Annotated in this window: 20 protein-coding genes, 1 tRNA gene and 1 pseudogene; 10 read left to right on the top strand and 12 right to left on the bottom strand. The window is 67.3% G+C overall.

The features are described from left to right. Positions 1–279: 279 nt before the first annotated feature. Positions 280–713, top strand: a pseudogene (locus tag FHU31_RS20860) (integrase core domain-containing protein); the annotation flags it as partial. Between the two features lie 464 nt (positions 714–1,177). On the opposite strand, the gene mobF reads toward FHU31_RS20860, so the two are convergent. Then, positions 1,178–3,985, bottom strand: coding sequence for a MobF family relaxase (mobF, locus tag FHU31_RS20855; protein WP_167162064.1), 2,808 nt, complete (start codon positions 3,983–3,985; stop codon positions 1,178–1,180). Positions 3,986–4,278: 293 nt separating this feature from the next. Here mobF and FHU31_RS20850 point away from each other — a divergent pair, with 293 nt between their 5' ends. Both FHU31_RS20850 and FHU31_RS20845 read left to right on the top strand, forming a co-directional pair. After that, positions 4,279–4,521, top strand: coding sequence for a helix-turn-helix transcriptional regulator (locus FHU31_RS20850; protein ID WP_234901539.1), 243 nt, complete (start codon positions 4,279–4,281; stop codon positions 4,519–4,521). 63 nt (positions 4,522–4,584) lie between these two features. Beyond that, positions 4,585–5,775 carry a site-specific integrase gene (locus tag FHU31_RS20845; RefSeq protein ID WP_167162062.1) on the top strand — a complete coding sequence of 397 codons (1,191 nt, stop codon included), beginning with the start codon at positions 4,585–4,587 and terminating at the stop codon, positions 5,773–5,775. A 155-nt stretch (positions 5,776–5,930) separates the two neighbouring features. Here the strand turns inward: FHU31_RS20845 and FHU31_RS20840 are convergent. Beyond that, a tRNA-Ile gene (locus tag FHU31_RS20840) sits at positions 5,931–6,004 on the bottom strand. 82 nt (positions 6,005–6,086) lie between these two features. Beyond that, positions 6,087–6,902: a carboxymuconolactone decarboxylase family protein gene (locus FHU31_RS20835; RefSeq protein WP_167162060.1), complete on the bottom strand. Its 816-nt coding sequence runs from the start codon at positions 6,900–6,902 to the stop codon at positions 6,087–6,089. A 137-nt stretch (positions 6,903–7,039) separates the two neighbouring features. Here FHU31_RS20835 and FHU31_RS20830 point away from each other — a divergent pair, with 137 nt between their 5' ends. Beyond that, a complete protein-coding gene (locus FHU31_RS20830; RefSeq protein ID WP_167162058.1) occupies positions 7,040–7,726 on the top strand; it encodes a GntR family transcriptional regulator in 687 nt (228 codons plus the stop codon). A 20-nt stretch (positions 7,727–7,746) separates the two neighbouring features. Next, complete coding sequence (locus tag FHU31_RS20825) at positions 7,747–7,953, top strand: sigma factor-like helix-turn-helix DNA-binding protein (RefSeq protein WP_167162056.1); 207 nt, start codon at positions 7,747–7,749, stop codon at positions 7,951–7,953. On the opposite strand, the gene FHU31_RS20820 is transcribed toward FHU31_RS20825, so the two are convergent. The 4 genes from FHU31_RS20820 to FHU31_RS20805 all read right to left on the bottom strand — a co-directional run bounded on the left by FHU31_RS20820 (position 7,941) and on the right by FHU31_RS20805 (position 13,008). Next, entirely contained in the window at positions 7,941–9,311 is a 1,371-nt protein-coding gene (locus tag FHU31_RS20820) for a metallopeptidase TldD-related protein (protein WP_167162053.1), read from the bottom strand. The two genes, FHU31_RS20825 and FHU31_RS20820, sit on opposite strands and share 13 nt — an antisense overlap. Beyond that, positions 9,308–10,825, bottom strand: a complete 1,518-nt coding sequence (locus FHU31_RS20815) for a TldD/PmbA family protein (RefSeq protein ID WP_167162051.1) — start codon at positions 10,823–10,825, stop codon at positions 9,308–9,310. The genes FHU31_RS20820 and FHU31_RS20815 overlap by 4 nt, the downstream gene beginning before the upstream one ends. 26 nt (positions 10,826–10,851) lie before the next feature. After that, positions 10,852–11,319 carry a GreA/GreB family elongation factor gene (locus tag FHU31_RS20810; RefSeq protein ID WP_167162049.1) on the bottom strand — a complete coding sequence of 156 codons (468 nt, stop codon included), beginning with the start codon at positions 11,317–11,319 and terminating at the stop codon, positions 10,852–10,854. A 180-nt stretch (positions 11,320–11,499) separates the two neighbouring features. Beyond that, entirely contained in the window at positions 11,500–13,008 is a 1,509-nt protein-coding gene (locus FHU31_RS20805; RefSeq protein ID WP_167162047.1) for a PucR family transcriptional regulator, read from the bottom strand. Between the two features lie 62 nt (positions 13,009–13,070). Between FHU31_RS20805 and FHU31_RS20800 the strand changes: the two genes are divergently transcribed. The 3 genes from FHU31_RS20800 to FHU31_RS20790 are packed head-to-tail and all read left to right on the top strand — an operon-like array spanning position 13,071 to position 16,043. Further along, entirely contained in the window at positions 13,071–13,937 is an 867-nt protein-coding gene (locus FHU31_RS20800) for a carbohydrate ABC transporter permease (RefSeq protein ID WP_167162045.1), read from the top strand. Further along, positions 13,924–14,736: a carbohydrate ABC transporter permease gene (locus FHU31_RS20795; RefSeq protein WP_167162043.1), complete on the top strand. Its 813-nt coding sequence runs from the start codon at positions 13,924–13,926 to the stop codon at positions 14,734–14,736. Before FHU31_RS20800 ends, FHU31_RS20795 begins: the two co-directional genes overlap by 14 nt. Further along, positions 14,733–16,043, top strand: a complete 1,311-nt coding sequence (locus FHU31_RS20790) for an ABC transporter substrate-binding protein (protein ID WP_167162041.1) — start codon at positions 14,733–14,735, stop codon at positions 16,041–16,043. Before FHU31_RS20795 ends, FHU31_RS20790 begins: the two co-directional genes overlap by 4 nt. Positions 16,044–16,047: 4 nt before the next feature. On the opposite strand, the gene FHU31_RS20785 is transcribed toward FHU31_RS20790, so the two are convergent. Together FHU31_RS20785 and FHU31_RS20780 are read right to left on the bottom strand one after the other, a co-directional pair. Next, a complete protein-coding gene (locus tag FHU31_RS20785) occupies positions 16,048–16,872 on the bottom strand; it encodes a CbiQ family ECF transporter T component (protein WP_167162039.1) in 825 nt (274 codons plus the stop codon). After that, on the bottom strand, positions 16,869–18,884 hold the full coding sequence (locus FHU31_RS20780; protein WP_167162037.1) for a DUF2232 domain-containing protein: 2,016 nt from the start codon (positions 18,882–18,884) through the stop codon (positions 16,869–16,871). Before FHU31_RS20780 ends, FHU31_RS20785 begins: the two co-directional genes overlap by 4 nt. A gap of 105 nt (positions 18,885–18,989) precedes the next feature. Between FHU31_RS20780 and FHU31_RS20775 the strand changes: the two genes are divergently transcribed. Both FHU31_RS20775 and FHU31_RS20770 read left to right on the top strand, forming a co-directional pair. Then, positions 18,990–19,430, top strand: coding sequence for a MarR family winged helix-turn-helix transcriptional regulator (locus tag FHU31_RS20775; RefSeq protein ID WP_167162035.1), 441 nt, complete (start codon positions 18,990–18,992; stop codon positions 19,428–19,430). A gap of 17 nt (positions 19,431–19,447) precedes the next feature. Next, entirely contained in the window at positions 19,448–20,689 is a 1,242-nt protein-coding gene (locus tag FHU31_RS20770) for an MFS transporter (RefSeq protein WP_167162033.1), read from the top strand. On the opposite strand, the gene FHU31_RS20765 is transcribed toward FHU31_RS20770, so the two are convergent. From FHU31_RS20765 to FHU31_RS20755, 3 genes are read right to left on the bottom strand one after another with little or no spacing between them, the layout of a single operon-like run. After that, positions 20,690–21,724, bottom strand: a complete 1,035-nt coding sequence (locus FHU31_RS20765) for an isopenicillin N synthase family dioxygenase (RefSeq protein ID WP_167162031.1) — start codon at positions 21,722–21,724, stop codon at positions 20,690–20,692. It lies immediately after the preceding gene. Positions 21,725–21,758: 34 nt separating this feature from the next. Further along, positions 21,759–22,721, bottom strand: a complete 963-nt coding sequence (locus FHU31_RS20760) for an isopenicillin N synthase family dioxygenase (RefSeq protein WP_167162029.1) — start codon at positions 22,719–22,721, stop codon at positions 21,759–21,761. A 14-nt stretch (positions 22,722–22,735) separates the two neighbouring features. Further along, positions 22,736–24,124: a purine-cytosine permease family protein gene (locus FHU31_RS20755; protein ID WP_167162027.1), complete on the bottom strand. Its 1,389-nt coding sequence runs from the start codon at positions 24,122–24,124 to the stop codon at positions 22,736–22,738. Between the last annotated feature and the right edge of the window lie 4 nt (positions 24,125–24,128).

Here is a 24,128-nt window from a genome sequence, read left to right as displayed (position 1 = left end):
TATCGGCTAGGACTTTCGCTGCGGCGAGAGCTGGGATCGCCGCTCGAATGACGCAATTTCTAGGCCGAGGCCCTTGTTTCGGTGCACTATTGCGAGGGTCGCCCCGGAGAGGCCGGCCGCCACCTCGCGAGTCTCTGAGGGGGTGATGTCTTTGGTGAGGACGTGATAATCCGAGGGATCGTCTGCGTGATCGATCAGCAGCCGAATCCATCCCGCCCGGACACTGCATCTTCGCCCCAGTCGCGCCCCAGGGTGAATGTTGATCGTTATTCCGTTAGCACTGCCGCCGACGGCCGTACTCTCAAGATGCTCAACGTGATCGATGAGTTCACCCGTGAAGCACTCGCGATCGAAGTCGATCGCTCCATCGATGCCGACGGCGGTGTCAACGCCTTGGATCGACTGGCCCTCATGCACGTGGCGCCGCACTACGTGCGTTTCGATAACGGGCCATAGTTCGTGGCTCATGTAGTGCGCGATTGGTGCCGATTCAACAGTGCCGGTTCTCTTTTCATCGATCCCGGCTCGCGGTGGCAGAACGCTTGGATCGAATCGTTCAACGGCCGCCTCCCCGATGAACTGCTCAACTCGTGGCGCTTCGACTCACTGCTGGAGCCCGAGTGATCATCGAAGACTGGCGAGCCGATTACAACGCCAACCGGCCCCACTCCGCCCACGGTGAACTCACCCCGTCAGGGATCGCCCTACAGTGAGCCACGACCCACCAACTGAAAGCCCATAGCGACTCGACCACCAATCGGGTCCCCTCGGGAGGTCCCGGGCGTGCGTAGATACCTAGACTGTTCGGCTCAATCCTGGTGTATGACGGAACCGAATTCGTGGACGGCTGCCCTCTATGTCGGTCTGACAGCGTCGGACTGGTTTTGTTCGGGCGGCTTCGCTCAATGATTGACCTGCGCAAGATCAACGTAGCGTTCGGAGCCGCTTCAACGTCATGTAGACCGCTCTCGTCAGTTCGTGGAACCCGTGCATTCACCAAATCGGGACTTCAACCGCCGATCCCACTTATCGGTGCCAACCACCGATAAGTCTGCTACTTGTGAGCGAATGTGTCGTAGCTGTGGGAAATACCGATGTATCTCGACTCTCGAACTGTATTCGGAGTGCCGCAGCGGCGGCGCCGAAGCAACTCCATTCAATAGCTCCCAGGGTCCAATCAAAGTTCGATTCCGTAGTCTGAGCAGCGGTCTCGGCTCTTGCTAGCGCTACGTTCGTGGATTCGATCTGCATCGATCGACCGTGCCTTTTGATCTCTTCGCCACGCGCGGTAACCGGCCGCACGACGGCCCACTGCTTCGGCGTGCTGCGCTCGCATTGAGCGGAGACCGGCAGGTAGCGCCGCCTGCGAGGTCTGGGCTGCGTAGGCGTGGGCGGTGACGCCCGGCTGCTCGTTGGTGAGAATCCTGCGCACGAGATCAGCAGCATCCAGTCCATCACCTCGGGCGGGAAGGTGCACGCTTGCGGACTCTGAGTGATCAAGCTCCTGCCCTTCGGCCACGCGCTGAAAGATGTTTACCGAGTTGGCTTCTCGCCCACGGGTCATCGCCACATAGATCAGTCGGCGGGTGGCGTTCTCACCTATGACGGCGTGGGTGGTGTCGGCAGTGGCGCCTTGGGCGGAGTGCACGGTGAGCGCATAGCCGTAGGTGACGTGTGTGCGGGTGTAGTCGGTGGGAAAGATCGTGTAGGCGTTGTCGTCGAGGCGGCGCGCGAGAACCTGTTGATGACCGGTATGGACTTTTTCCACCTGCCAGCGTTGCCCGTTGCGGACCGGTGCCGGGTCCACCGATTGACTTTCCCTGTAGCGCAGCGGGATCGACGCATCATTCTGTTTGGTGAGGATGAGATCCCCCACCGCGAGCCGATGCCCCCGCGCCCCAGCCACCGTCTCGGCGTCCGCGGCCACGATCTCGTGATGCAGCCGCCGGTTAAGGGCATCGGCCATCTCCTTGGTGTCGCACAGCAGCAGCGCGTCCTTACCGGCAGCGATGTCCTTCTTATAGGCGGCCACGGCGTCGGCGGCCATCGTGACCTCATCCCCGCAGTGCAGGCGGTTATTCTTGCGGTACCACTCAACCGCACGGCTCACTGCCTTCTGGTCGCCATCCCTTAACGCGAGGGAGGCGGTCCGTTCTTCGGGGTCGTGCATCCGCCACACCTCGGACAGTGTCTGGGTCCAGGGCAGGTCCTCGCAGAGTTGGGCAAACATCCCGCCGCGCGCCTTGACCGGCGCCAACTGATGCGGATCACCGACCAGGATCGTTTTCGCGCCGGCCCGGGTGGTCGCGGTCAACAGCCGGCGTAGGTCGCTGGTGCCGACCATGGCGGCTTCATCGACGAACACCAGACTGAACCGATCTAATACCAACTCCTTGCTCTCGAGGAGTTGGAGTCCTTTGGCGACGGTGTAGCCCTGATCCCCCGCCCCTTCCCGTAGCGCCACATCGACCGCCTTGCCGGTCGGGGCGAGCAGAATCGCTGTTCCCCGCGCGGCACCGTGCGCAGCCTCGGCGAGGGTGCGCAGGCAGGTGGTCTTGCCCGCACCCGCAGGCGCAGTCAACGGCTGCACCAACCACGGCGAGCGCGCAATCTCCGTCACCGCAGCGCGCTGATCCGCCGACAGGCCCGCGGTGTCCCGCGCGGGCAGCCACAACTGCGCACGCTCATTGCGCGCATCCACCAACTCCATCACCGCGGCCTCCTCTTGGAGGATCGCGTCCAGGGTGAAGCGCTCATGGCCTTCGCGTTGGTGCACCGCGCGCGGCGCAGACAGGCGCACACTGACCGCGTCCACCGCGGCCTCCAGCATTTCCCGAGGTGAGAGCTCAGAATCGACCGGCACCTGCGCCCCCAACACCTCAATCAGGTCGGCCCGGGTGAAGGCTGCCTTGTCGATCTTCTCCACGGCCGCCAGGACCCGCGCGCGGTCAAACGCGGTCCGCGCATGTGCGCGCCGCGCCGCGCGCGCGGCGAGAAACTGCGCGCGGTCAATCTCCATCCCGCGCGCATCCGCACGCCACTGCTCCACCAACGTCGACCATCCCAGCTCCTCCGGCTTAGTCGGCCGGGTCGCCTTCTGCGCCGCGCCCAACTGCGCCGCCGACCACGTTCCGTCCTCCCCGACCTCCAGGTGCCCGGCCGCCCAATCCCGCAACTGACTGGAGCGCCGAGACCACGCGGTGATGGTCTCGCGCGACATTCCCGCAAGCTCCGCCATCCCCGTGCCCGGGTCGACCTGCTCCCACTCGAACCCCAACGACCGCTGCAACTCCCGCCGCAGCGTGGCCTGATAGATCACCCCCGCCGCCTTCGCCTCATGAAACAGCGAGGTGCCATCCAGCGACACCAGTCGGCCATCGGCGCGGGCCTGGCGGTTCGGCACGATCACATGGGTATGCAAATGCGGATCCCCACACCGACTCGTCTCGTGCTGATAGGCGATCCCCACGATCCCGGGCAACCGCTGCAGGTCCTTCTCCCCCGACACCGGGTTATGAACCCGGGTGTAGCCGGCATGCTGCGCCAGATACTCCATCGCCTCACCAATCGCGGTGGCGTGCGCATCAGCGATCCCCTTCTGCACCACATCATCACCACGCAGCACCCGCAGCAGCGACACACTCTTCGGTGTCGAGAACGTCAAATCAAAACCATGCACACCCCGGGTCCCGAAGGTGCGCCCCATCGCACCGTTCGGTGCGATCCCGTCATCGAGCCAACGCGCCACCACCGCCGAATCGGCCTGCCCGCCAGCGCGCTGGACATCACTGAGCCCGCACAGTTTCGCAGCCGTACGGGTTTCCCCGGAGCACATCCAGACCGGGGTCCGGGTGTCATGCTCGGAGTAATACTCCCCCAACCCACCACCAGCAGCACGCGCGTCCCGGCCGGCGCGCCCAGCGGTGTTCGCGGTGTCGATGTAGTAGCCGATCGACCACCGCTTGAGCTTCGAGATTGTCAACATTCGCCGATCCATCCACAGACTGACGCGTTGACGCTGACTGCGCCACAACCATTCTCGCACCTTGTGCAAATGTGCCAAGCGGTATTTGGAAGTTGGGGAGAATGAAACGGATGGACGTAATCGTAAGTCTTGTAGTGAATTTGGAGAAGTGATGAGTATGAGAGAGGTGGCTTGAGACACGGGGAGGAATGATGGGAAGCGTTGAGAGGCAGAGTTGTAGGAGTGGTTGCGAGCGGACACAACGCCGAAAGATTGCGCAGGAACCACTCGCATCTCGGACTTACAGTTGTGTAATGCCGCTGGTTCGGCGGCCGTCAAGAGAAGAGGTCGCCATGCCCGACAACAACGACAAGTGGCTCACTCGCCAAGAGTTGGCGGATCGTCTCGGTCTGCCGGTGAAGACGCCGGCGGAGTGGGCATCCAAGGGAACCGGGCCGAGGTACGCCAAGTTCGGCCGGCATGTCCAGTATCGGCTGAGCGATGTAATGGACTGGGAAGAGCATCAATTCGACCCGGGGAAACGTCACACCGCCTGAGTATCGTGGGTTCATCAGTCCTCATCCGCTTCGTTCAATGCGGTGGGCAATGGAGGTGATCCCATGGTTGGAAGGCCGCAACTGCGGATCGGCTCACACGGCAAGATCCAGCGCGTGTACCAAGGCAGCGGCGTATGGATGGCGCGCTGCCGCTATCGCGATGCCGACGGGGTAACCCGCCTGGTCCAGAAGCTCGGCCCCGCCGATGACTACGATCAGCACGGCAAGCTCGCCGAGGACGCCTTGATCGCCGTTCTCTCCGAACCCCGACGGTCCGGAAACACCGGTGAGGTCGCGCCGGAAACCAAGGTGAGCGACCTTGTCGAGCAGCACCTTTCCCGGTTGGCCGAGGACGGCCGATCTCCGGTGACCATGTCGACCTATCGCTTCACCACCACCAAACTCAAGAAATTCATCGGAGGCCTGCGCGTCGGGGAGGCCTCTCCCGCTCGGATGGATGCGGCGCTGCGCTCCATGAGGACGGCGCATGGAGCCACAATGGCCCGCCAATCGAAGACGCTGCTCCGCGGGGCGCTGCAGCTCGCGGTGATGGCCAGCGTGCTGAACTCCAACCCGGTGCGCGATGTCCAGCCGCTCAGGTCGAAGACCCAACCCAAGGGCGCCGTGACACTGACCGCCGACCAGCTCCGCGAGCTGCTCACGAAGATCCAGTCGTCGACCTACCGCGAAGAACGCGACCTGATCGACCCGATCACCTTGCTGATCGCCACAGGACTGCGGCGCTCGGAGCTGTTGGGACTGCAATGGACCGATATCGACGAACGAACCGGGATGCTCACGGTCACCGGCAAGGTGATCCGGGTGGCCGGCGAGGGTCTGAGGCGGGTCGAGGAGACGAAGTCGGTGGCCGGGCGCCGAACGATTCCGCTGCCCAAATTCGCCATCGAGATGCTGCAGGGACGCAAGGACCTTCCCTACTTCGGCGAGCAGAAGGTGATCTTCCCGTCCACAGCCGGCACCCTCCGCGATCCGAACAATTTCGCGAAACAGTGGCGGACCGCGCGCGACGAACTCGGCCTCGGTGAGGCAACGACCCACAGCTTCCGCAAGACGGTGGCAACGCTGATCGATGACGAAGGCTTGTCGGCGCGCATCGGCGCCGACCATCTCGGACACAGCCATGTATCGATGACCCAGGACCGGTACATGAGTCGGGGACGCATCCACACCGAGGTCGCCGATCTCCTCGACCGGGCGGTGCGTGAACGCGATAACAACACAGAGGCCGGCTGATGGCGCTCTGCCAAGTGCCGGGGAAGCACCCAGCAACCGAACCACGCCGGGCGACGGTAACTCATCACCGCAGCTCAGCGGCCGATCACCTCGCCGCATATTCGTTGAATAATCGTTGAGCTTGATGATAGAGACTTCAAAAATAGCCTCTGAAGTGGGGCGGGCGGGGCTCGAACCCGCGACCAAGGGATTATGAGTCCCCGGCTCTAACCAACTGAGCTACCGCCCCAACCGCGCATCGCGCGACAGGCATCTTCCCACGGACCGCTTCGCCACCTTAAGTGCGGGGTGCGGAGCCCACGTGAAGATCGTCAGCCGAACACCGGCATCCCGTCGGCGCCGAGCCGGTAATGCTCGACGCCGTCAGCCACCCGCGGCTCGTCGCCGCCCAGGGCCACGGCGATCTTGTTGGTGGCGTTGCGCATGACATCGAGGGTGATCTCGACGGCCTGGTCCACCGACCAGTGCGCCAACACCCCGGCGGCCGCGTCATCAAGTGAGGACGGTGTCCAGATGAGTGCATCGACGTAGCGCAGCGCGGCCTTGTGCGCCGCCGACAGTTCCGAGGACTCCTCATACTGCGCGATCTCGGCGTACAGCGGCTCCGACCCGCCGGCCTCCAGCGCGCCGGTCTCGCGCAGCGACGTGCACAGCCGGCAGTTGTGCTGGGTCGCACCCCGCAGCCGGATGATCTCGGTGGTCAACGGATCCAGCCCGTGCAGCGCGCCGACGGCCGAGGTGAAGCGGTTCAGTAATGCGTCCGCGGGATGCGTCTGGTTGTCCCAGGCCTCCGGTTCGCGCACCGGAACCCCCAGTGCCGTCAACCCCGCCGACACCCGCGGCCCGAAGTCCGCGACGAACATCAACGCGGCGATCCCGAGAACCTCGGCACCGAACGCCGCCATCAGCGTCGACCGCTGCTCCGGCGTCACGGCTGAAACGTCGGCACTGAACTGCTCGGCGAACTCGACGAGCAGCCCTTCGGTCTCCGATTCCGGCTCCGTCGGCGCCTCGTACGGCAACGGCCTGAGGCCCGTGGTCTTCGCGCAGGTCTCGCGGGTGACAGAGTTCACAGCCACCAAGGACGGCGGGGACAGCGCGATCAGTGGCGTCAAAAGATCCTGCACAAACGCGATTATCACGTCCCACCTGCCGGGCAGGGGTGAAAGTCCGGAATCCGTGCCAGCGCATCTCAGCATGCTCTTGGCCGGCTCCCAGAAACCGGCGGTATACAGTTTTTATCGTTCGTATCCAAGGAGTACCGATGGGAACAGAGAATGCGGCCACGCGAGTGGCATCGGCGCTGCGCACGGACATCTTGCAGGGCGATATCTCCCCGGGCGCCAGGCTCTCCCAACAGGACACCGCGGCGCGATTCGGCGTCAGCCGCATCCCGGTGCGGGACGCTCTGCAGATCCTCGCCGGCGAGGGACTTGTCCGGCCGAGCACGAATGCCACCGCCGTGGTGGCCGGACTGTCGGTTGCGGAGCTACAGGAACTCTACGAACTGCGCGAGGCCATCGAGCCGTTGGCCACCCGACTAGCTGTCCCGAATGTCGGCCGCGCCGAACTTCTTTCGATGCGAAAACAGCTCGACATCATGGACTCCCAGGTCGACGCCCGGGTCTGGTTGAGCGCGAATGCGGCCTTTCACGCGGCCGTCTACCGGCAAGCGAATCGTCCCCGCATGATCGAACTCGTCGAACAGCTCCGCTGCCAGACCGACCGCTACATGTACATCCATCTGGAGACCATCGGCCAGACGGAGCATCTCAGTGTCGAACATCGCGGCATCCTCGCCGCGGTGGAACGCGGTGACGCCGCACTGGCCGCCGACCTCACGCGCGAGCATCTGGCGACCTCACACGATTTCATCCTGACCTACCTGTTGAAAGAGCAGGCAGAGGTCAGCGGCTCTGGCGGGCGATCATCATTTCCCTCTTCGACCTAGCAGCCAGCGCAGGTGACGCCATGTCGGCAGACCGGGCGGCGGTCCTCAACGCCCTGAAGTCATTGCAGCCCTCGCATCGCGACCTGATCCGTCGAGCCCACTATCTGGGCTCGACGACCGAACACATCGCCGCCGAACTGGGTATCGACGAGGCCACCGTCAAGCGCGAGCTGCACTGCGCACTACGGACGATGCACGACCTCCTGCCGAATCGTCACTGCGCCTGACTGACCGATGACATATGGAAGTCCGGGATCCGCAGCGACGGCATGGTCGCCCGGGTGGCCCAGTCACCCCACTCGCGCGGCAGGTTCGGCTCAGCGATCCCCGCCTCGGTGGCGCGGCGCAGCAGATCCAGTGGACTCTCGTTGAACCGGAAATTGTTGACCGCAGCACGCACTTCGCCGTCCTCGATCAGATACACGCCGTCCCGGGTCAATCCGGTCAGCAACAGCACCGCCGGATCGACGGTCCGGATGTACCACAACGTGGTCAGCAGCAGACCCCGCTCGGTACCCGCGATCATCTCCGCCAGCGACGCGCTGCCGCCCGTCATCAACAGATTGTCCGCCGGGACCGACACCGGCACACCGAATTCCGCGGCAGCCGACCGTGGATAGGCCAGCGCGTTGATCACCCCGTCACGCAGCCAGTCGACCCGGCCGATGTCGAGGCCGTTGTCGAAGACCGACACCCGCTCCGAGGAACTCGGCACCGCCACGAACGGCTGGCATTCCTGGCCTGGCGCCCGCGGATCGGAGTACAGCGTCAGCCCCAGGTCGGTGAGCTTCTCCCCCACCCGGGTACCGCCGGGCGCCGACAGCGCGGTGCGCCCCTCCTGCGCCCCGCGGCCGTCCATGCTCCAGCCGAGGTAGATCAGCATGTCGGCCACCGTGGACGGCGGCATCAGCGTCTCGTACCGGCCTGCGGGCAGCTCCACCGTGCGCGCCGCCCAGTCCAGACGCGTCGAAAGTTCTTCCAGCAGTGCATCGGTGGGCACGTCGAGGTAGTCGGGGGTGCCTACCCCGGCCCAGGCGCTGGCGCCGTGTCGCTTGGCGTTGATCTCCACCGAGCCCGTCGGCTGGGTGTAGCGCCGGCGCCGGCCCGTCGAGGTCGCGACCAAGGTCGTCTCCAGCACATGCCGCGCGTACCCGTACAGCGTGTCGGCCCCGTGGAAGCCGCGCGCCAAACTTGTTGCCACATCGGCGAACACGTCGGCACCGGTGACAGGCACCGGGGCATCCCAGTCGTCGGGGGCGCCGCCGCCGGGCAGCGTCGGCGCGGCGTCGCTGGCTGCGGGCGCCGACGCGGCCGCGTCCTGCGAGGCGGCGACCAGTCCGGCGATCGCGGACTGGTCGACCTCAGAAGAGGTCACCGAACCGACATGCGCCGCGTCACCGCGGCGCACCACCGAGATCACCGTGGTGGTGCGCCCACGGGATTCCCCGTTGGTCGTCATGGAATTGCCGGCCCACCGCAGGGCGGCGTCGGAACGGTCGGTCACGATGACGGTGGTCTCGTCGGCCTTGCCGCGCTGCGCCGCCTCGGCCAGCACCGCGTCGACGACATGCTGCGTCCCGATCATCCGCGGCCCCCTTCCGCTTGTGTGTTCAGTACATTCACGCCGCGGAACAGGGCCGACGGGCATCCGTGACTCACCGCCGCCACCTGACCGGGTTGCGCCTTACCGCAGTTGAACGCCCCGCCCAGACGCCAGGTCGACGGCCCACCCACGGCCTCCATCGAGCCCCAGAAGTCCGTGGTGGTGGCCTGGTAGGCGACATCGCGCAGCTGGCCGTCCAGCCGGCCGTCGGTGATCTTGAAGAAACGCTGACCGGTGAACTGGAAGTTGTAGCGCTGCATATCGATCGACCACGATTTGTCGCCGACGATGTAGATGCCATTGCGCACCCGGGCGATCAGGTCCGCGGTGCTGAGGTCCTCGGTACCGGGCTGCAGCGACACGTTGGCCATCCGCTGAATCGGCACATGGTGCGGTGAATCCGCGTAGGAGCAGCCGTTGGACCGCGCCACCCCGAGCCGGGGCGCGAACACCCGGTCCAACTGGTAACCCACGAAGATGCCGTCGCGCACCAGATCCCAGCTCTGCGCCCGCACGCCTTCGTCGTCGAAACCGACGGTGGCCAAACCGTGTTCGACGGTCCGGTCCGCGGTCACATTCATCACCGGCGAGCCGTAGGTCATGGTGCCCAGCTTGTCCGGGGTCGCGAACGAGGTGCCCGCATACGCCGCCTCATACCCGATGGCCCGGTCGTACTCGGTCGCGTGCCCGATCGACTCATGGATGGTCAACCACAGGTTGGACGGATCGATCACCAGATCGGTCGGCCCGGCGACGACGCTGGGCGCCTTCACCTTTTCGGCCAGCAGCCCCGGCAGCTCGGCCAGCTCGGTGGTCCAGTCCCACACACTGTCGTCGGTGACGGCTTCCCACCCGCGCGCCGTCGGAGGCGCCAGCGTCCGCATCGTCTCGAAGGTGCCCGCCGCGGAGTCGACGGTGACGGCCTCCAGCTGGGGCTGCACGCGCACCCGCTGCTGGGTGGTCGACGTACCGAACGTATCGGCGTAGAAGCTCTGCTCCTTGACCGCCTGCAGGTGCGCCGAGGCGTGGTCCACGCCGTCGGCGGCCAGCAGTCGCTGCGAATACTCGGCCAGCCGCGCGATCTTGTCCGCGGCCGACACGGTGAACGGGTCGATCGCGTAGGCCGACACCCACTGCAGATCCGTGTACACCGGTTCGGCCGCGAGTTCGATGCGCTCGGCGTTCAGCGGTGCCAGGGTGGTGGCGACACGGACCGCGCGGCGCGCGGTGTCGGCCGCGGTGGCGGGGTCCAATTCAGCGTGGGAGGCGAAACCCCACGTGCCGTCCACGATGACCCGCACCGCCAGCCCGACGTCCCGGGTCACCACCGAGGATTCCAGCTCGCCGTCGCGCAGCGCGATCTCTTCGGTGGTGATCCGGTGTATCCGCAGGTCGGCGTAGCTGGCACCGGCCGCGCGGGCAGCAGTCAGGGCGGCGTCAGCCAGCACCTGGCGGGGCAACGCGAGGAAGTCGGAGTCGACGCTTCGAGCAGTCACGGCTTCCTACCGTAGTGCCAGGTTCCTCAGCGCATGTGTAACCCGTAGGGCACCGCCGAGACGAGTGTCACGACTTGGGTGCGACCGGTGGGCAGCTGATACTCGCGCCGGTCACCCGGACGCGCGCCGCTGATGGCTTCTCCCAAAGGGGATTTCGCGGAGTAGACCTCGATGTCGCCGTAGTAGGCGCCCCGGACCCCGAGCAGGAAGGTGTCGGTCTCGCCGGTGTCTTCGAACCTGACGGTGAGCACCATACCCAGCTCGGCAACCCCGTCATTGGGTGGATCCACCCCCACCACGGCACTGGCCAGCATGTCGTGGATCTGCTGGATGCGACCCTGCTGCGCACGACGGATGGCGACGGCATTGCTGTCGGGCTCAGCACTGTCGTCGTCCTCGGCCCCCACCGCACCCCATCCGCGCAGCACCGCCAGTTCGCGGATCAGGCGGTCGTGGGCCTCCGGGGTCAGCCATACCGGCGTGATGGTCGTCATGCGGACCACTCCTTCTGGGTTCGGTGGTTTGTCGTCAGGGGCGGGCCCTTGCACTCCGCCCCTGACGACGGGAAATAGCCGATGTCAGCACTGCTGATACCGCCATCATGGAGTGCACAGCGAACCCCTGCGCTGCGACATCCGACAAATGCCGACGTTCAGATTGTCGAGATTCGACAATCACTCACGTTCAAGGGCGGCCAGTTCGATCATCATGGCCAACCGCTTACCCGGATCGTCCACCTCGACGGTGGCCACCTCGGCCATCTTGCGCAGCCGGTAGCGCACAGTGTTCTCGTGCACCCCGAGTTCGGCTCCGGCCCGCGCGGGATCGCCCTGCGCCGCCAGCCACACCCGCAACGTCGTCACATACGGGGTGCCGTGCACCGCATCGTGGCGGAGCAGTTCGGCGACCGGACCCCGACTGGGACCACGTCCCGCGTCGGCCGCAGCGCGTAACCGCCGCAGCACCAGGGCATCCCACGCCTCGTCATAGGCGGGTGGCGCGGCGTCCGCGGCGTCCGTCTCGTGCAGCGCCAGGCATTCGTCGGCCTCCCGGCGGGCCGCCGCCAACTCGGCCGCCTCCGCGGGTCCGCTGATCCCGGCGAGCACCGTCGTGCGCTCGGGAAGCGCGGCACGCAGTGCGGCCAGCCACTGCCGGGCCGCATCCACCTGCTCGCCCGGCAGCACGGTGTACAGCGTGTTGTCCGCCAGCGCACTGCGGCCCGGTCGCGACCAGCCGAAGCCGGCCGTCGCCTGCTCGAAGGCCACCAGCAGGGCGGTGTGGCGGTCGGGTTCCAGCCGCGCACGCATCGCGATGACGCGCAACAGTCCCGGTGGCAACCCGACCCGGCTGGCGACCGTCGCGGCTTCGGCGCTGCCGTCCAGTAACCGCAACACCGAGTCCGATTCCACCTGTCGCTCCAGGTCGGCACTCGCCCGCGACCGCAGCAGGTGCAGCGCGACCACCCGTGCACCGTCGGTCAGTGCCGCCCGCGCCGCACCCGGTAACTCCGCCGGACAGCTCACCCACACCGATCCGAGCAGCTCGCGGCCCACCCGTGCCGCGACCACCATGCGACCGGTCATGCCGAGATCCGGATCCGGCGCGAGGAACAGCGGCTCGCCGGACTCGGCGAGGTGGGCGAACACCCCGCGCCCGGCCAGCGCAGCCTGCAACTCGGCGGGCTGCTGCCTGCGCAGGATGGTCTGCACCCGTGCGTCGTCGGCGTCCTGTTGCATGCGTGAGTAGGCCAAGGTCTGCGAGTGCCGGTCCTCGATCACCACTGCCCCGCCGATCGCCGCCGCCAGGCTGTCGGCGAGGGCGAACAGATCCGTTGGGCCACGGCCTGATTCGGTTTCGCGTCCCTCCAGTACCAGCCCGTACACCACCGCGGCCAGCTCGCTCCACGGCAACGCGGGATCCACCAGCAGGACCGCGATCCCGTCGGGCAGCGCGGTGTCGGCATCGGGTGGGTCGCACCGTGCCAGCACCACCGTCGCGTGGGCGTCCGCGGCCCAGCGCAGCGCCTCCGCCAACGACGAGGCGCCGAGGGCCAGCAGCACATCGCCGGTCACCGCTTCGGGCACCACCACGCTGCGCAACTCGGTCGAGCGCGACACCTCGCCCAGCCGGGCCGCCACGCCGTACCCGCCGACCACGTTCACCAGGCGATCCAAGGTGATCACGACCGAAGCTTAGCCAGCGTGCCCCCGCATCGGTCGCACCGACCACCGGCTTTAATGAGGGCATGTCCGGGCGCCGTTCCACCGTGCTGGGGTACGCGCTGCTGGCACCCAGCCTCTTCGGCGTGGTGACCTTTCTGCTGCTGCCCATGCTGGTGGTGGCGTGGCTGAGCGTGTATCGCTGGGATCTGCTGGGTCCGATTCGGTTTGTCGGACTGGATAATTGGCAGTCGGTGTTGACAGATCCGACCTTCGCGATGTCGTTGTTGGTGACGGTGGCGTTCATCGCGATGGTGGTACCGGTGCAGACGCTGCTGGGCCTGGCCGCGGGCGCGATGCTCGCCAGGGGGTTGCCCGGTACCGGGTTTCTGCGGACGCTGTATGTGCTGCCGTGGATCTGCTCGCCGCTGGCGATCGGCGTGCTGTGGCGCTGGATCCTGTCCCCCACCGACGGCGCGCTGAGCGCCGTCACCGGGCGCCATATCGAATGGCTGACCGATCCGGGCCTGGCCCTGCCGGTGGTCTCGGCGGTGACGGTGTGGACCAACGTCGGCTACGTGTCGCTGTTCTTCTTGGCCGGCATCCTGGCCATCCCGCGGGCTGTGCACGACGCGGCCCGCACCGACGGCGCCAGCAGTTGGCAACGCTTCCGGTACATCACGCTGCCGATGCTGCGACCCACGATGTACTTCGTCTCGGTGACCGGTGTGGTGAGCGCCGCCCAGGTGTTCGACACCGTGTACGCCCTCACCGGCGGCGGTCCGCAGGGCCGCACCGACCTTGTGGCGCATCGCATCTACGCCGAGGCATTCGGCGCCGCAAGTGTGGGGCGGGCCGCGGTGATGGCGGCCGTGTTGTTCGTGCTGCTGGTCGGTGTCACCCTGGTGCAGCACGTCTACTTCCGGCGGCGGGTCAGCTATGACCTCACGTAACGCGCTGATCTACGCGGGACTGGGGGCGGGCGCGTTGGTGACGCTGATCCCGTTCCTGCTCGGATTGATGACCTCGTTCACCTCACCGCAGCAGTTCAATACCGGCTCCGCACTGGCCTTTCCAGCCCCGCCCACCCTGGCCAACTACGCAACGCTCGGCGACGCGGGCTTCGGCCGCGCCCTGGTGGTCACCGCACTGGTGACCACCACCGTGCTGCTGGGACAGCTGGTCTTCTCGGTGCTGGCCGCCTACGCGTTCGCCCGGCTGAGCTTCCCCGGACGGGACGCGGTGTTCTGGGTGTACCTGGCCACACTCATGGTGCCCGCCACGGTGACGGTGGTGCCGCTGTACCTGATGATGGCCGAAGCCGGGCTGCGCAACACGTTCTGGGCGCTGGTGCTGCCGTTCCTGTTCGGCTCTCCGTACGCGATCTTCCTTCTGCGCGAGCACTTCCGGGGCATCCCCGCCGACCTGATCCACGCCGCGCGCCTCGACGGCGCCAATACTCTGGATGTGCTGGTGCATGTGGTGCTCCCGGCGAGCCGGCCGATTCTGGCGACGCTGGCCATGATCACCGTGGTGTCGCAGTGGAACAACTTCATGTGGCCGCTGGTGATCACCAGCGGCCCGCGCTGGCAGGTGCTCACCGTCGCCACCGCCGGTCTGCAGTCCCGCTTCGACGCGCAGTGGACGGTGGTGATGGCCGCGACAACCGTGGCGATCGTGCCGCTGCTGGCGCTTTTCGTGGTGTTGGGCCGGCACCTGATCCGCTCCATCGTGGTGACGGGGCTCAAATGAGGCCGCGCTTCTCAAGCCTGTTGGCCACGGGTATCGCCGTCACCGGCGTGCTGCTGCTGCTCGCCGCCCTGCTGTTGGGCCGCACCTCCGAGTCCGGGAAGACGGTCGTCACCGTGCGGTTGTGGGACGAACAGGTCGCCGCGGCGTACCGGCAGTCGTTCGCCGAGTTCACCCGCACCCACCCCGACATCGAGGTGCACGTCAACGTCGTCGCCTACGCGAACTACTTCACCACCCTGCGCACCGATATCGCCGGCGGCGGCGCCGACGACATCTTCTGGATGTCCAATGCCTACGTCGCCGAGTACGCCGACAACGACAGACTGCTCCCGGTGGCCCCCTCCACCGACTGGGATCCGTCGACCGTCGCGCAATTCACCCGCAACGGAACACTCTGGGCGGTACCGCAACTCACCGATGCGGGCATCGCGCTGTATTTCAACGCCGACCTGCTGGCGGCCGCCGGGGTGGACCCGGCGGAGCTGGCCGACCTGCGCTGGGACCCCGGTCAGCGGGACACGTTGCGACCGCTCCTGGCCCGGCTCACCGTCGACGAAAGCGGGAACCGAGCCGACGCACCGGCTTTCGATCCGCAGCGGATCAGGCAGTGGGGTTACAACGCCGCCAACGATATGCAGGGCATCTACCTCAACTACATCGGATCGGCCGGCGGCATCTTCGCCGACGGTGACCGGTTCGCCTTCTCCAACGCGCAGGCCGCCCAAGCCTTCGAGTACCTGGTGCACCTGATCAACACCGACCATGTCGCGCCGTCGGCCGCGGACACCAACAACAACGGCGACTTCTCCCGCAACCAGTTCCTGGCCGGGCGGATGGCCCTGTTTCAGTCCGGCACCTACAACCTGGCGGCCATCGCCAGACAGGCGACCTTCCGGTGGGGTGTGGCGATGCTGCCGACCGGCCCCGCCGGACGAGTCAGTGTCACCAACGGGATTGCCGCGGCGGCGAATTCCGCCACCCGCCATCCCGCGGCGGTACATGCGGTGCTGGCGTGGATGGGCAGCCGCGACGGCAATGCCTTCCTGGGCGCCGACGGCTCGGCGATCCCCGCTGTGCTGGATGCCCAGCCGGGCTACTTCGCGCACTGGCGGCGCCAGGGTATCGACGTCGCCCCGTTCTTCTCGGTACTGCGCGGCCCACGCATACCGGCCCCCGGTGGCCTCGGATTCGCCGCGGGCTATCAGGCGCTGCAGCCCTATTTCGACGAGATGTTCCTCGGGCGGCTGGCCGTGCCGGATGCGCTGGCCCGCGCCGAGCGGGCCGCGAACACCGCCGCCGCACGGTGATTCGCTAGAGGCTGGTGGCCAGGAAGGTGCAGGCCTCCAGATACCCGGCGACGCCGCACACCACCGCGATCGTCACCAGCGCCACATAGTCGGCCGCGTGCGGCCGGGAGGGATACGCCGAGATCTGGCCCACCCCACCGCGCGCGACGATCGCATCACCCATCTCATCGGCGCGGCGCAGGGAGACCGTCACCGCGGCGGACATCAGGTCGACCAGTTCGGCGGACCACTGTTTGCGGCGGGCCCGGCGTGACTCCGGCCGCGTCCGGGGCCGCAGCCTGCGGGCCGCGTAGAGGACGCTGAACTCGTCGATCAGCATGGGGAACGCGCGCAATGCCAGCGCGAGGGCGACCGCCCAGTCGTCGATCGGCATCCGGAGAAACCGCAGCGGCCGGCCCAGCGTCGAGACCGCTGGGGCGACCTCGGCGACGTTGGTGGTCCACGACACCAGTGCACCCAGCCCCAACAGCACCAGCGATACCGCGGTGATCCGCAGGAAGTTCAGCAGCCCGCCCAGGCCGAATTCGATTCCGGCAAGGTGGATATACGGCGAGTCCCCGGCGAAGGACGCGGTCACCCCGCCCAACAGCAGGATCAGCCACAGCCAACTGGGGATCGACGGCAGCGCACCGCGCGGAATACGGGCCAGCACCGCCGTCACCAGGACCACGACCGCGACGCACGCGATCGGCAGCCAGCCGGGATAGAACGTCAGCAGCACACCGAGTGCGGCGACGACGATCAGTTTCGTTCCCGCCCAGAGGCGATGGACTGCCGTGTCGCCGGGCACCGGGCGCAACAGCACCACCGGTCTGCGTGGCCCGCTCATGCGGCACCACCGGAAGCACTCGAGGCGGCCGGCACCAGTTGGCCGTCGCGCAGATGCAGGGTGCGCGGGCAGAGCTCTTCGAGACCGTCGAAATCGTGGGAGATGACCACGACGGTGAGACCGTCGCGGCGCAGCTGCTCGAGCAACCGCAGCAGGCCGCGGGCGCTGGCGGCGTCCAGCCCGGCCAGCGGCTCATCGAGGATGACGGCCCGCGGCGACCGGGCGAGCAAGCCGGCCAGCACGACGCGACGCATCTGCCCGCCGGAGAGCTGATCGATGGGACGCGAGGCCAGGGCGGGTTCCAGCCCGACGGTGGCCAGTGCCGCCAGTACCCGGGTGTGGTCGCGCGCGGAGAACCCGGCCGCTGCGGCGATCTCACGGTCCACCCGGCCGCGGATCAGTTGCAACCGGGCCGCCTGGAAGGACAGTGCCACCGCGCCGACCTGTTCGGCCACCGGACGGCCGTCGAGCAGGCAGCTGCCGACGGTGGGAAGGGTCAAACCGGCCATGATCCAGGCCAGGGTCGACTTGCCGGACCCGTTGAGACCGTGGATCAGGACACCGTCGCCCTCGTTGACCACCAGGTCGATATCCCGCAGAGCGCTCTTCTCCCAAGGGGTTCCGGCAGCGTAGCGATGGCCCACCCCGCGCAGCTCGAGCACCGGTTTGTCGCTGCGTGCCACCGCGGCGCCGGCGGGCACCGACGCGGTCTGCACCATCTCCGATCCGCCGGCCAGGTTGATGGCACGGTCGGCGGCTTCGGCTTCCTCGTTGTAGTGGGTGATGTGCACCAGTGACATCTGGTGGTGGCGGGTCAAGCCGGCCAGCACCGTCATCAGCCCGTCGCGGCCGACCTGGTCCACCATGCTGGTGATCTCGTCGGCGATCATCAGCGCGGGTTCACGGGCCAGGGCGGCGGCCACCGCCAGTCGCTGCAGTTCGCCACCGGACAGTCCGCCGGTCTCCCGTTCGGCCAGACCGTCCAGACCGACCTCGGCGAGCAACCGCGGCACATCGGTCTCGGTGCCGACCGGCAGTCCCCACACCACATCGTCGGCCACCCGGGTGCCCAGGACCTGACTCTCGGGGTGCTGCATGATCACCGCGGTGCCGCCCGGTGCGCCGAGCCCGACCGCGCCCGGCCGTTCGACCGTGCCACCGGTGGGCTCGCGACCCGCCAGCACGAGCATGAGCGTGGTCTTGCCCGACCCGTTGGCGCCGGTGATGGCGACGTGCTCGCCCATCTCCACCGTCAACGACACCGGGCCCAGGGCATCACGATCGGTACCCGGGTACCGGAACACCACATCGCGCAGCCGTAGCGGCACCGGGGCCACCGACCCGGTCTCGGCAGGCACGTCGAGTTTGTGCACATCGGGCACGCCTCCCAGCCTGGTCAGCACCCCGGACAAGGCCCACCATCCGATGAGGCTGACGATGACAATCGCGAGCACGCCGTAGGCGCCGATCAACAACGGCCAGTACCTCAGCGCGGTAGCGAAGAAGTCGGCCATCTGCGGGGCGAGGTCCTCCAGCCCGGGGATGCGGCCGAGGATCTTGGCGGTGCCTTCGACGTTGGCGGTCATCGCGTCGAACACCAGCTGGCGCAGCCGCGACGCGACGGCCAGCGCGCCGACGACGAACGCGCCGAACACCACGCCGGCCACGACCGACACCAGCAAGGCCGTGGTCAGGCCACGTCCGCGCCGCTTCACCGCGCCGGTCAGCCCGCCGATGTAGGCGCAGTTGAGCACCGTCATCAACCCGCCCATCCCGGCGATGAGGAAGGCGATGGTCGCCCCGGCGATGGCCGCGGCGATGAGCACCTTGATCCGGTACCGGTACGCGAGCAGTCCCATCGGTACCGTGCCCAGGACGGACAGGCCGGCGGCGAACGGAACGACCACCGCGATGATCGCGATGGCCGCGCACAGTGCCGCCATCACAGCGGCTTGGGCAAGCTCGTTGGGGTGCAACGATCCCGCCCGCCGACGGGTCTGGGTAGCGGGCATTTCTCGATTCTGCCAGGCGCAACGAGCACGTCGCCGCGGTGCACTGTGACGGTCCACACGAACACCGGCGCTATCTACATAGTGATTCTATGCAACCATGGAGCCATGCCGACCACCACCGCGTTGGGCGCCGACCTGCTGTCCGTGGTCGCGCGCGTGAACCGGCTGGCCAATCAGCGGGCCCGCTTCCCCCTACCCTTCGCCCAAGCGCGACTGCTGTCGACGATCGAGGACCAGGGCGCCGCCCGGATCTCGGACCTGGCCGCGCTGGACCACTGCTCGCAGCCGACGATGACCACCCAGGTGCGCCGGCTGGAAGACGCCGGGCTGGTGTCCCGCATCGCCGACCCCGGTGACGCGCGCGCGGTGCTCATCAGCATCACCGAGGACGGCCGGGCCACGCTGGCGCGGGTACGCGCCGACCGCGCCGCGGCCATCGACCCCTTCCTGGAACGTCTGGACAGCAAACAGCGCACCACCCTCACCGACGCCGTCACCGTGCTGCGCGACCTGCTCGAGGTCGCACAGTCCCGTGCAGGCGAATGAACAGGAGTTCGCACACCATGTGGCGTCAACCGAAAGCTGTGTGGGCCGTCGCCTTCGCGTCCGTGGTGGCGTTCATGGGCATCGGTCTGGTCGATCCCATCCTCAAGCCGATCGCCGACAACCTCGACGCCTCGCCGTCCCAGGTGTCGCTCCTGTTCACCAGCTATATGGCGGTGATGGGCGTGGCCATGCTGATCACCGGCGTGGTGTCGAGCCGGATCGGGCCGAAACGCACGCTGCTGGTGGGGCTGGTCATCATCATCGCCGGCGCGGGACTGGCCGGGATGAGCGACACCGTCATGCAGATCGTCGGCTGGCGCGCCCTGTGGGGCCTGGGCAACGCGCTGTTCATCGCGACGGCCCTGGCCACCATCGTCAGCTCAGCGAAAGGTTCGGTGGCCCAGGCGATCATCCTCTACGAGGCCGCGTTGGGCCTGGGCATCGCGGTCGGCCCACTGGTCGGCGGGGTGCTCGGCTCGATCTCTTGGCGTGGCCCGTTCTTCGGGGTGTCGGCGTTGATGGCGGTCGCCCTGGTGGTCACCCTCTTCCTGTTGCCTGCCACCCCTCGACCCGAACGCGCCACCTCCCTGGCCGACCCGTTCCGTGCGCTTCGGCACCGCGGCCTACTCGGGGTGGCTGTCACCGCACTGCTCTACAACTTCGGCTTCTTCACCCTGCTGGCTTTCACACCGTTCCCGTTGGACATGAGTGCCCACGAGATCGGCCTGATCTTCTTCGGCTGGGGCGTCGCACTGGCATTCACCTCGGTGGTGGTCGCCCCGCGCCTGCAGCACCGGTTCGGCACGGTGCGTGTGCTGATCCTCAACCTGCTGGCGTTCAGCCTGGTGCTGGTGGCAATGGCGGTGTGGACCGATCACAAGGCCGTGCTGGCCGCGGGTGTGGTGGTGGCCGGGTTGTTCATCGGGATCAACAACACGTTGATCACCGAGACGGTGATGAAGGTTCCGGCGGGCAGGAGCGAAGCGACCGGGGGATCGACACAGCCAGTGGAGCGTGGGGTGGCGTCGGCGGCGTACAGCTTCCTGCGGTTCGGCGGTGCCGCGGTGGCGCCGTGGCTGGCGGGTGTCCTCGGCGAAGAGGTCAGCGTGCACCTGCCGTTCTGGGTGGGCGCGGCGGCCGTGGTGGCCGGGGCGGGCGTGCTGACCGCGACGCGCGGGCACCTCACCGGAATCGATGCCGAGGAAAGCGAACTCGACCAGCTGACCGATGTGGCGACCGCGATCACCGTCGGCGACTGATCAGCGCACCAGCCGGGCCGCCTCCCGTTCCGCGCCGGGATTCAGCACCCGGCTGCGCGAACCGGCAAGCTTCGCGCGCAGGTGCTCACCGACAGTCACCGGCTCGTAGCGGGCCGGCCGCCCCGGGCCGACGCAGGTCGACAACGGGGCGATCACGGCGTCGATATTGCCGTCGTGGAAGTACGCGGCAGACCGCCGCGGCACCAGGACTCCACCGATCCGCGGAGCGGCGACCCGGTGCATCGTCGATATCCACTCGTCATTGGTCCATCTGGCCAGTGCGTCACCGAGATTCACCAATAACGCGCCGGGCGCCGGCTGCACCGGATGCCAACGGCCGCCGTCGCCGAGCACTTCCAGGCCGGGCACCGCGTCGGCCCACAGCACGGTGACGATGCCGTAGTCGGTATGCGCCCCCATCCCGACCTGATCGGGCTCGAGCACCGTCTCCGGTGAGGGCAGCCGATAGTTGATCATCCGCAGCACGTCCAGGGAGTGGTCGGTGACGGACACGAGACCGTCGTCCCCGAGCCCGAGCGCGCGTCCGAAGATCCGGACCATGGTGCGAGCGACAGAGCCCGCCGCGGCGAACCAATCACCCACGGCCGCAGCGAATCCCGGCACCTCGGCGGGCCAGATGTTGGGGGCGTAATCGGTGGCGGGCAGCGTGAGTGCGGGATACTCAGCGGCTTCGGTGCCGATGTTGAAGGCCTCGAACAAGTCGGCCGCGCTCACCAGGCCCAGACTTGCGGCAAGCGCTTCGGACTTCGGCGGGGTGTATCCGCGGTTGACCGACGGCGGACACCGGTAGGCCGCTTTGACGACGGAATCGAGGGCGAAGAAGGCATCGGTGGCGGCCGCGAAGGCGTGCAGGGTGGAGGCCGGGATGCCGTGACCCACGATCTGCATGAAGCCGACGGTGCGGGCTGCGCGGTCGACCTGGGCGGCGACCGCATCACGGTGACGTTCGGCAGCCTCGGGATCGTTGAAGGCCCCGATATCGATGGTGGGGATGTCGAATTCGGGTATGTTCATGGGTGATTCACTTCCTGGAGATGGTTGACGGGTATCAGCTGACGGTGGCTGCCGCGGCCCGTTCGTCGAGGTACGCGCCCGCGACGACGTCGGGATGGGTGACCGAGCCGACCGGGGCGGGCAACGTCCGGATGACGGCGTCGGCGTCCGCTTCGAGGAACATGATCAGTGAGATCAACTCCTCCCCCGGCGCGTCGGCGGCCGGTGGCAGCACCCGGTGCCGGGTGGAGCGCCAGCGGTCCCCCGTCCACCGCGCCATCAGATCACCGATGTTCACCGTGAAGGCGCCGGGCACGTAAGGGGCGGGCAGCCAAGTACCGTCGGTGTTCTGCACCTCCAGGCCGCCGTACCCCGCCTGCCGGTCCAGGATGGTCAGCACACCCCAATCCGTGTGCGGGGCAATGCGATATTGCCCCGGCGCGGGCGCCCCCGTCTCAACCAACGGCGGATAACGGTTGATGTTGAACGTGTGTGGCGAGTTGCGGGTCTGGGCGACGAACCAGTCCGGTTCCAGGCCCACCGCCGAGGCGAGTAATCCCAAGGTGTCGCCATAGACGTCGCGGACCGCGGCCGCGTATCGGTCGCACAGGTTGCGCAGCTCCGGAACTTCGGCCGGCCAGACATTTTCGGCGAACCACATCTGGTCGATACTGGGGTCACCGGTGCGGAAATCGCGGCCCATGGTGTAGCTCTCCTTGAGGTCCGGCCGGGTACCGTCGACATCCTCGCCGTAGAACCCGTTGGCCTCCCGGCCCGGCCCCACCCAGCCACGACCCCCTACCGCGGTGGCGTACCGGGCCTTGACGTCCTGAGGAAGGGCGAAGAAGCGGCGCGCTGCCGACCGGATGTTCTCGCGCAGAACGGCACTCACTCCGTGGCCGGCGAGCATCAGGAAGCCCGAGTCCTGCAGCGCCTCGTCCACTTGCCGGGCGAGTGCCGCGCGTTCCGATGCAGATCCGGCGCGCCAGATCTGCAGATCGATGAGGGGAATGGTCATGGGATGCGTTCCTTTCAACGGGTGGCGTCGCGCCGGGCGAGCAAGAGGTAGGTCAGGGCGGCCACGCCGAAGCCGGCCGGCGCGCTCAGGTCCGCACCACCGGCGACGCTCGCCAGCGGCCCGACGAAGACGGTGGTGTTGATCCACAGCAGGGCGGCGATCATGCCCGCGGCCTGCGCCGCGACTCCCGCCGGGGCGAATGCCCGTCCGCCGCCCTCGAGGACGACGGGGTCATAGCGTCCCTTGCGCAGCAGGTGGTCGACGACGAACACGCCGGCCCACGGCGCCAACCACACGATCATGAAGAGCAGGAAATTGCTCACGAAGGCCATGAACGATCCGGACAACACGACCAACAGACCCACGACGGCACAGATGACTCCGTCGAGTGCCACCGCCTGCCACCGGCTGACACGAATCCCGATGGCCTGCAGTGTAACTCCGGAGGAGTAGAGGTCCACCGCGTTGAGCGCGATCATCTGGACGACGAGCAGGACCAGGTACGGGATCACGAACCAGACGGGGTACGCGGTGGGCAGGCCGCCGACCGGATCGGTGGCCGAGGGGACGACACTGGCGACCGCGACCCCGAGCAGCATCAACAGCGATTGCGGCACCCCACCGCCGACCAACACCCACCCGACCAGCCCACGCCGGGACACCGCGGCGGGCAGGTACCGCGAGTAGTCCGCGGCGTTGGGTGACCAGCCCAGACCGGAACCGCTGGCCGCCAGCGCGATACCGCCGAGGAAGACCGCCCAGTCCGCGGGCGGAGTGACCTGCAGGTGAAGCCTGCCGGCGGTGAGCCAGGCCAGCATGAGGAAGAGCGCACCGAACGGGACGATCAGCGTATGTAGCACCCGGGTGATCGCGGCATGCCCGACGATCGGCAGCACACTCTGAATCACCGCCAGTACCAACACGATCGTGACGGTTGCCGAATTCGACAGGGTGATGCCGCCCAGACCGAACAACGCGGTCACCGCGAGGGTCATCAGCACGAGGTCGAGCACTTCGTATCCGAGTTGCATGACCCAGTTGAAGAAGGCCAGCGGACGGTTGCCGAGCCGCCCGAAGGGAACTCGATTGACGGTGAAGGTGGTGGTTCCGGCCGCCGGCCCGGCCAGGCTGCACAGCCCGGCGACGATCCAGGTGAGGTTGCCGATCACGATCGCGGCGACACATTGCCAGATATTGAGGCCGAAGGTGACCAGCAGCGCGCCGTAGACCACCACCTGGACGTTGAGTACGACACCGCTCCACATCAGGCCGACCTGGCGCGGTGTGCCCCGGCGTTCGGTATCCGGGATCCGGTCGATGCCGTGCCGCTCGATCACACGACTGCCTTTACCAATCACACCCACCCCGGCCTGGGTTACAGTCCGTTCCAGGTCGATAGCCATCGAT

It is taken from the genome of Mycolicibacterium fluoranthenivorans (genome assembly GCF_011758805.1).
GTDB classification, from domain to species: Bacteria; Actinomycetota; Actinomycetes; order Mycobacteriales; family Mycobacteriaceae; genus Mycobacterium; species Mycobacterium fluoranthenivorans.
This window is presented reverse-complemented; position numbering and strand designations above follow the sequence as displayed.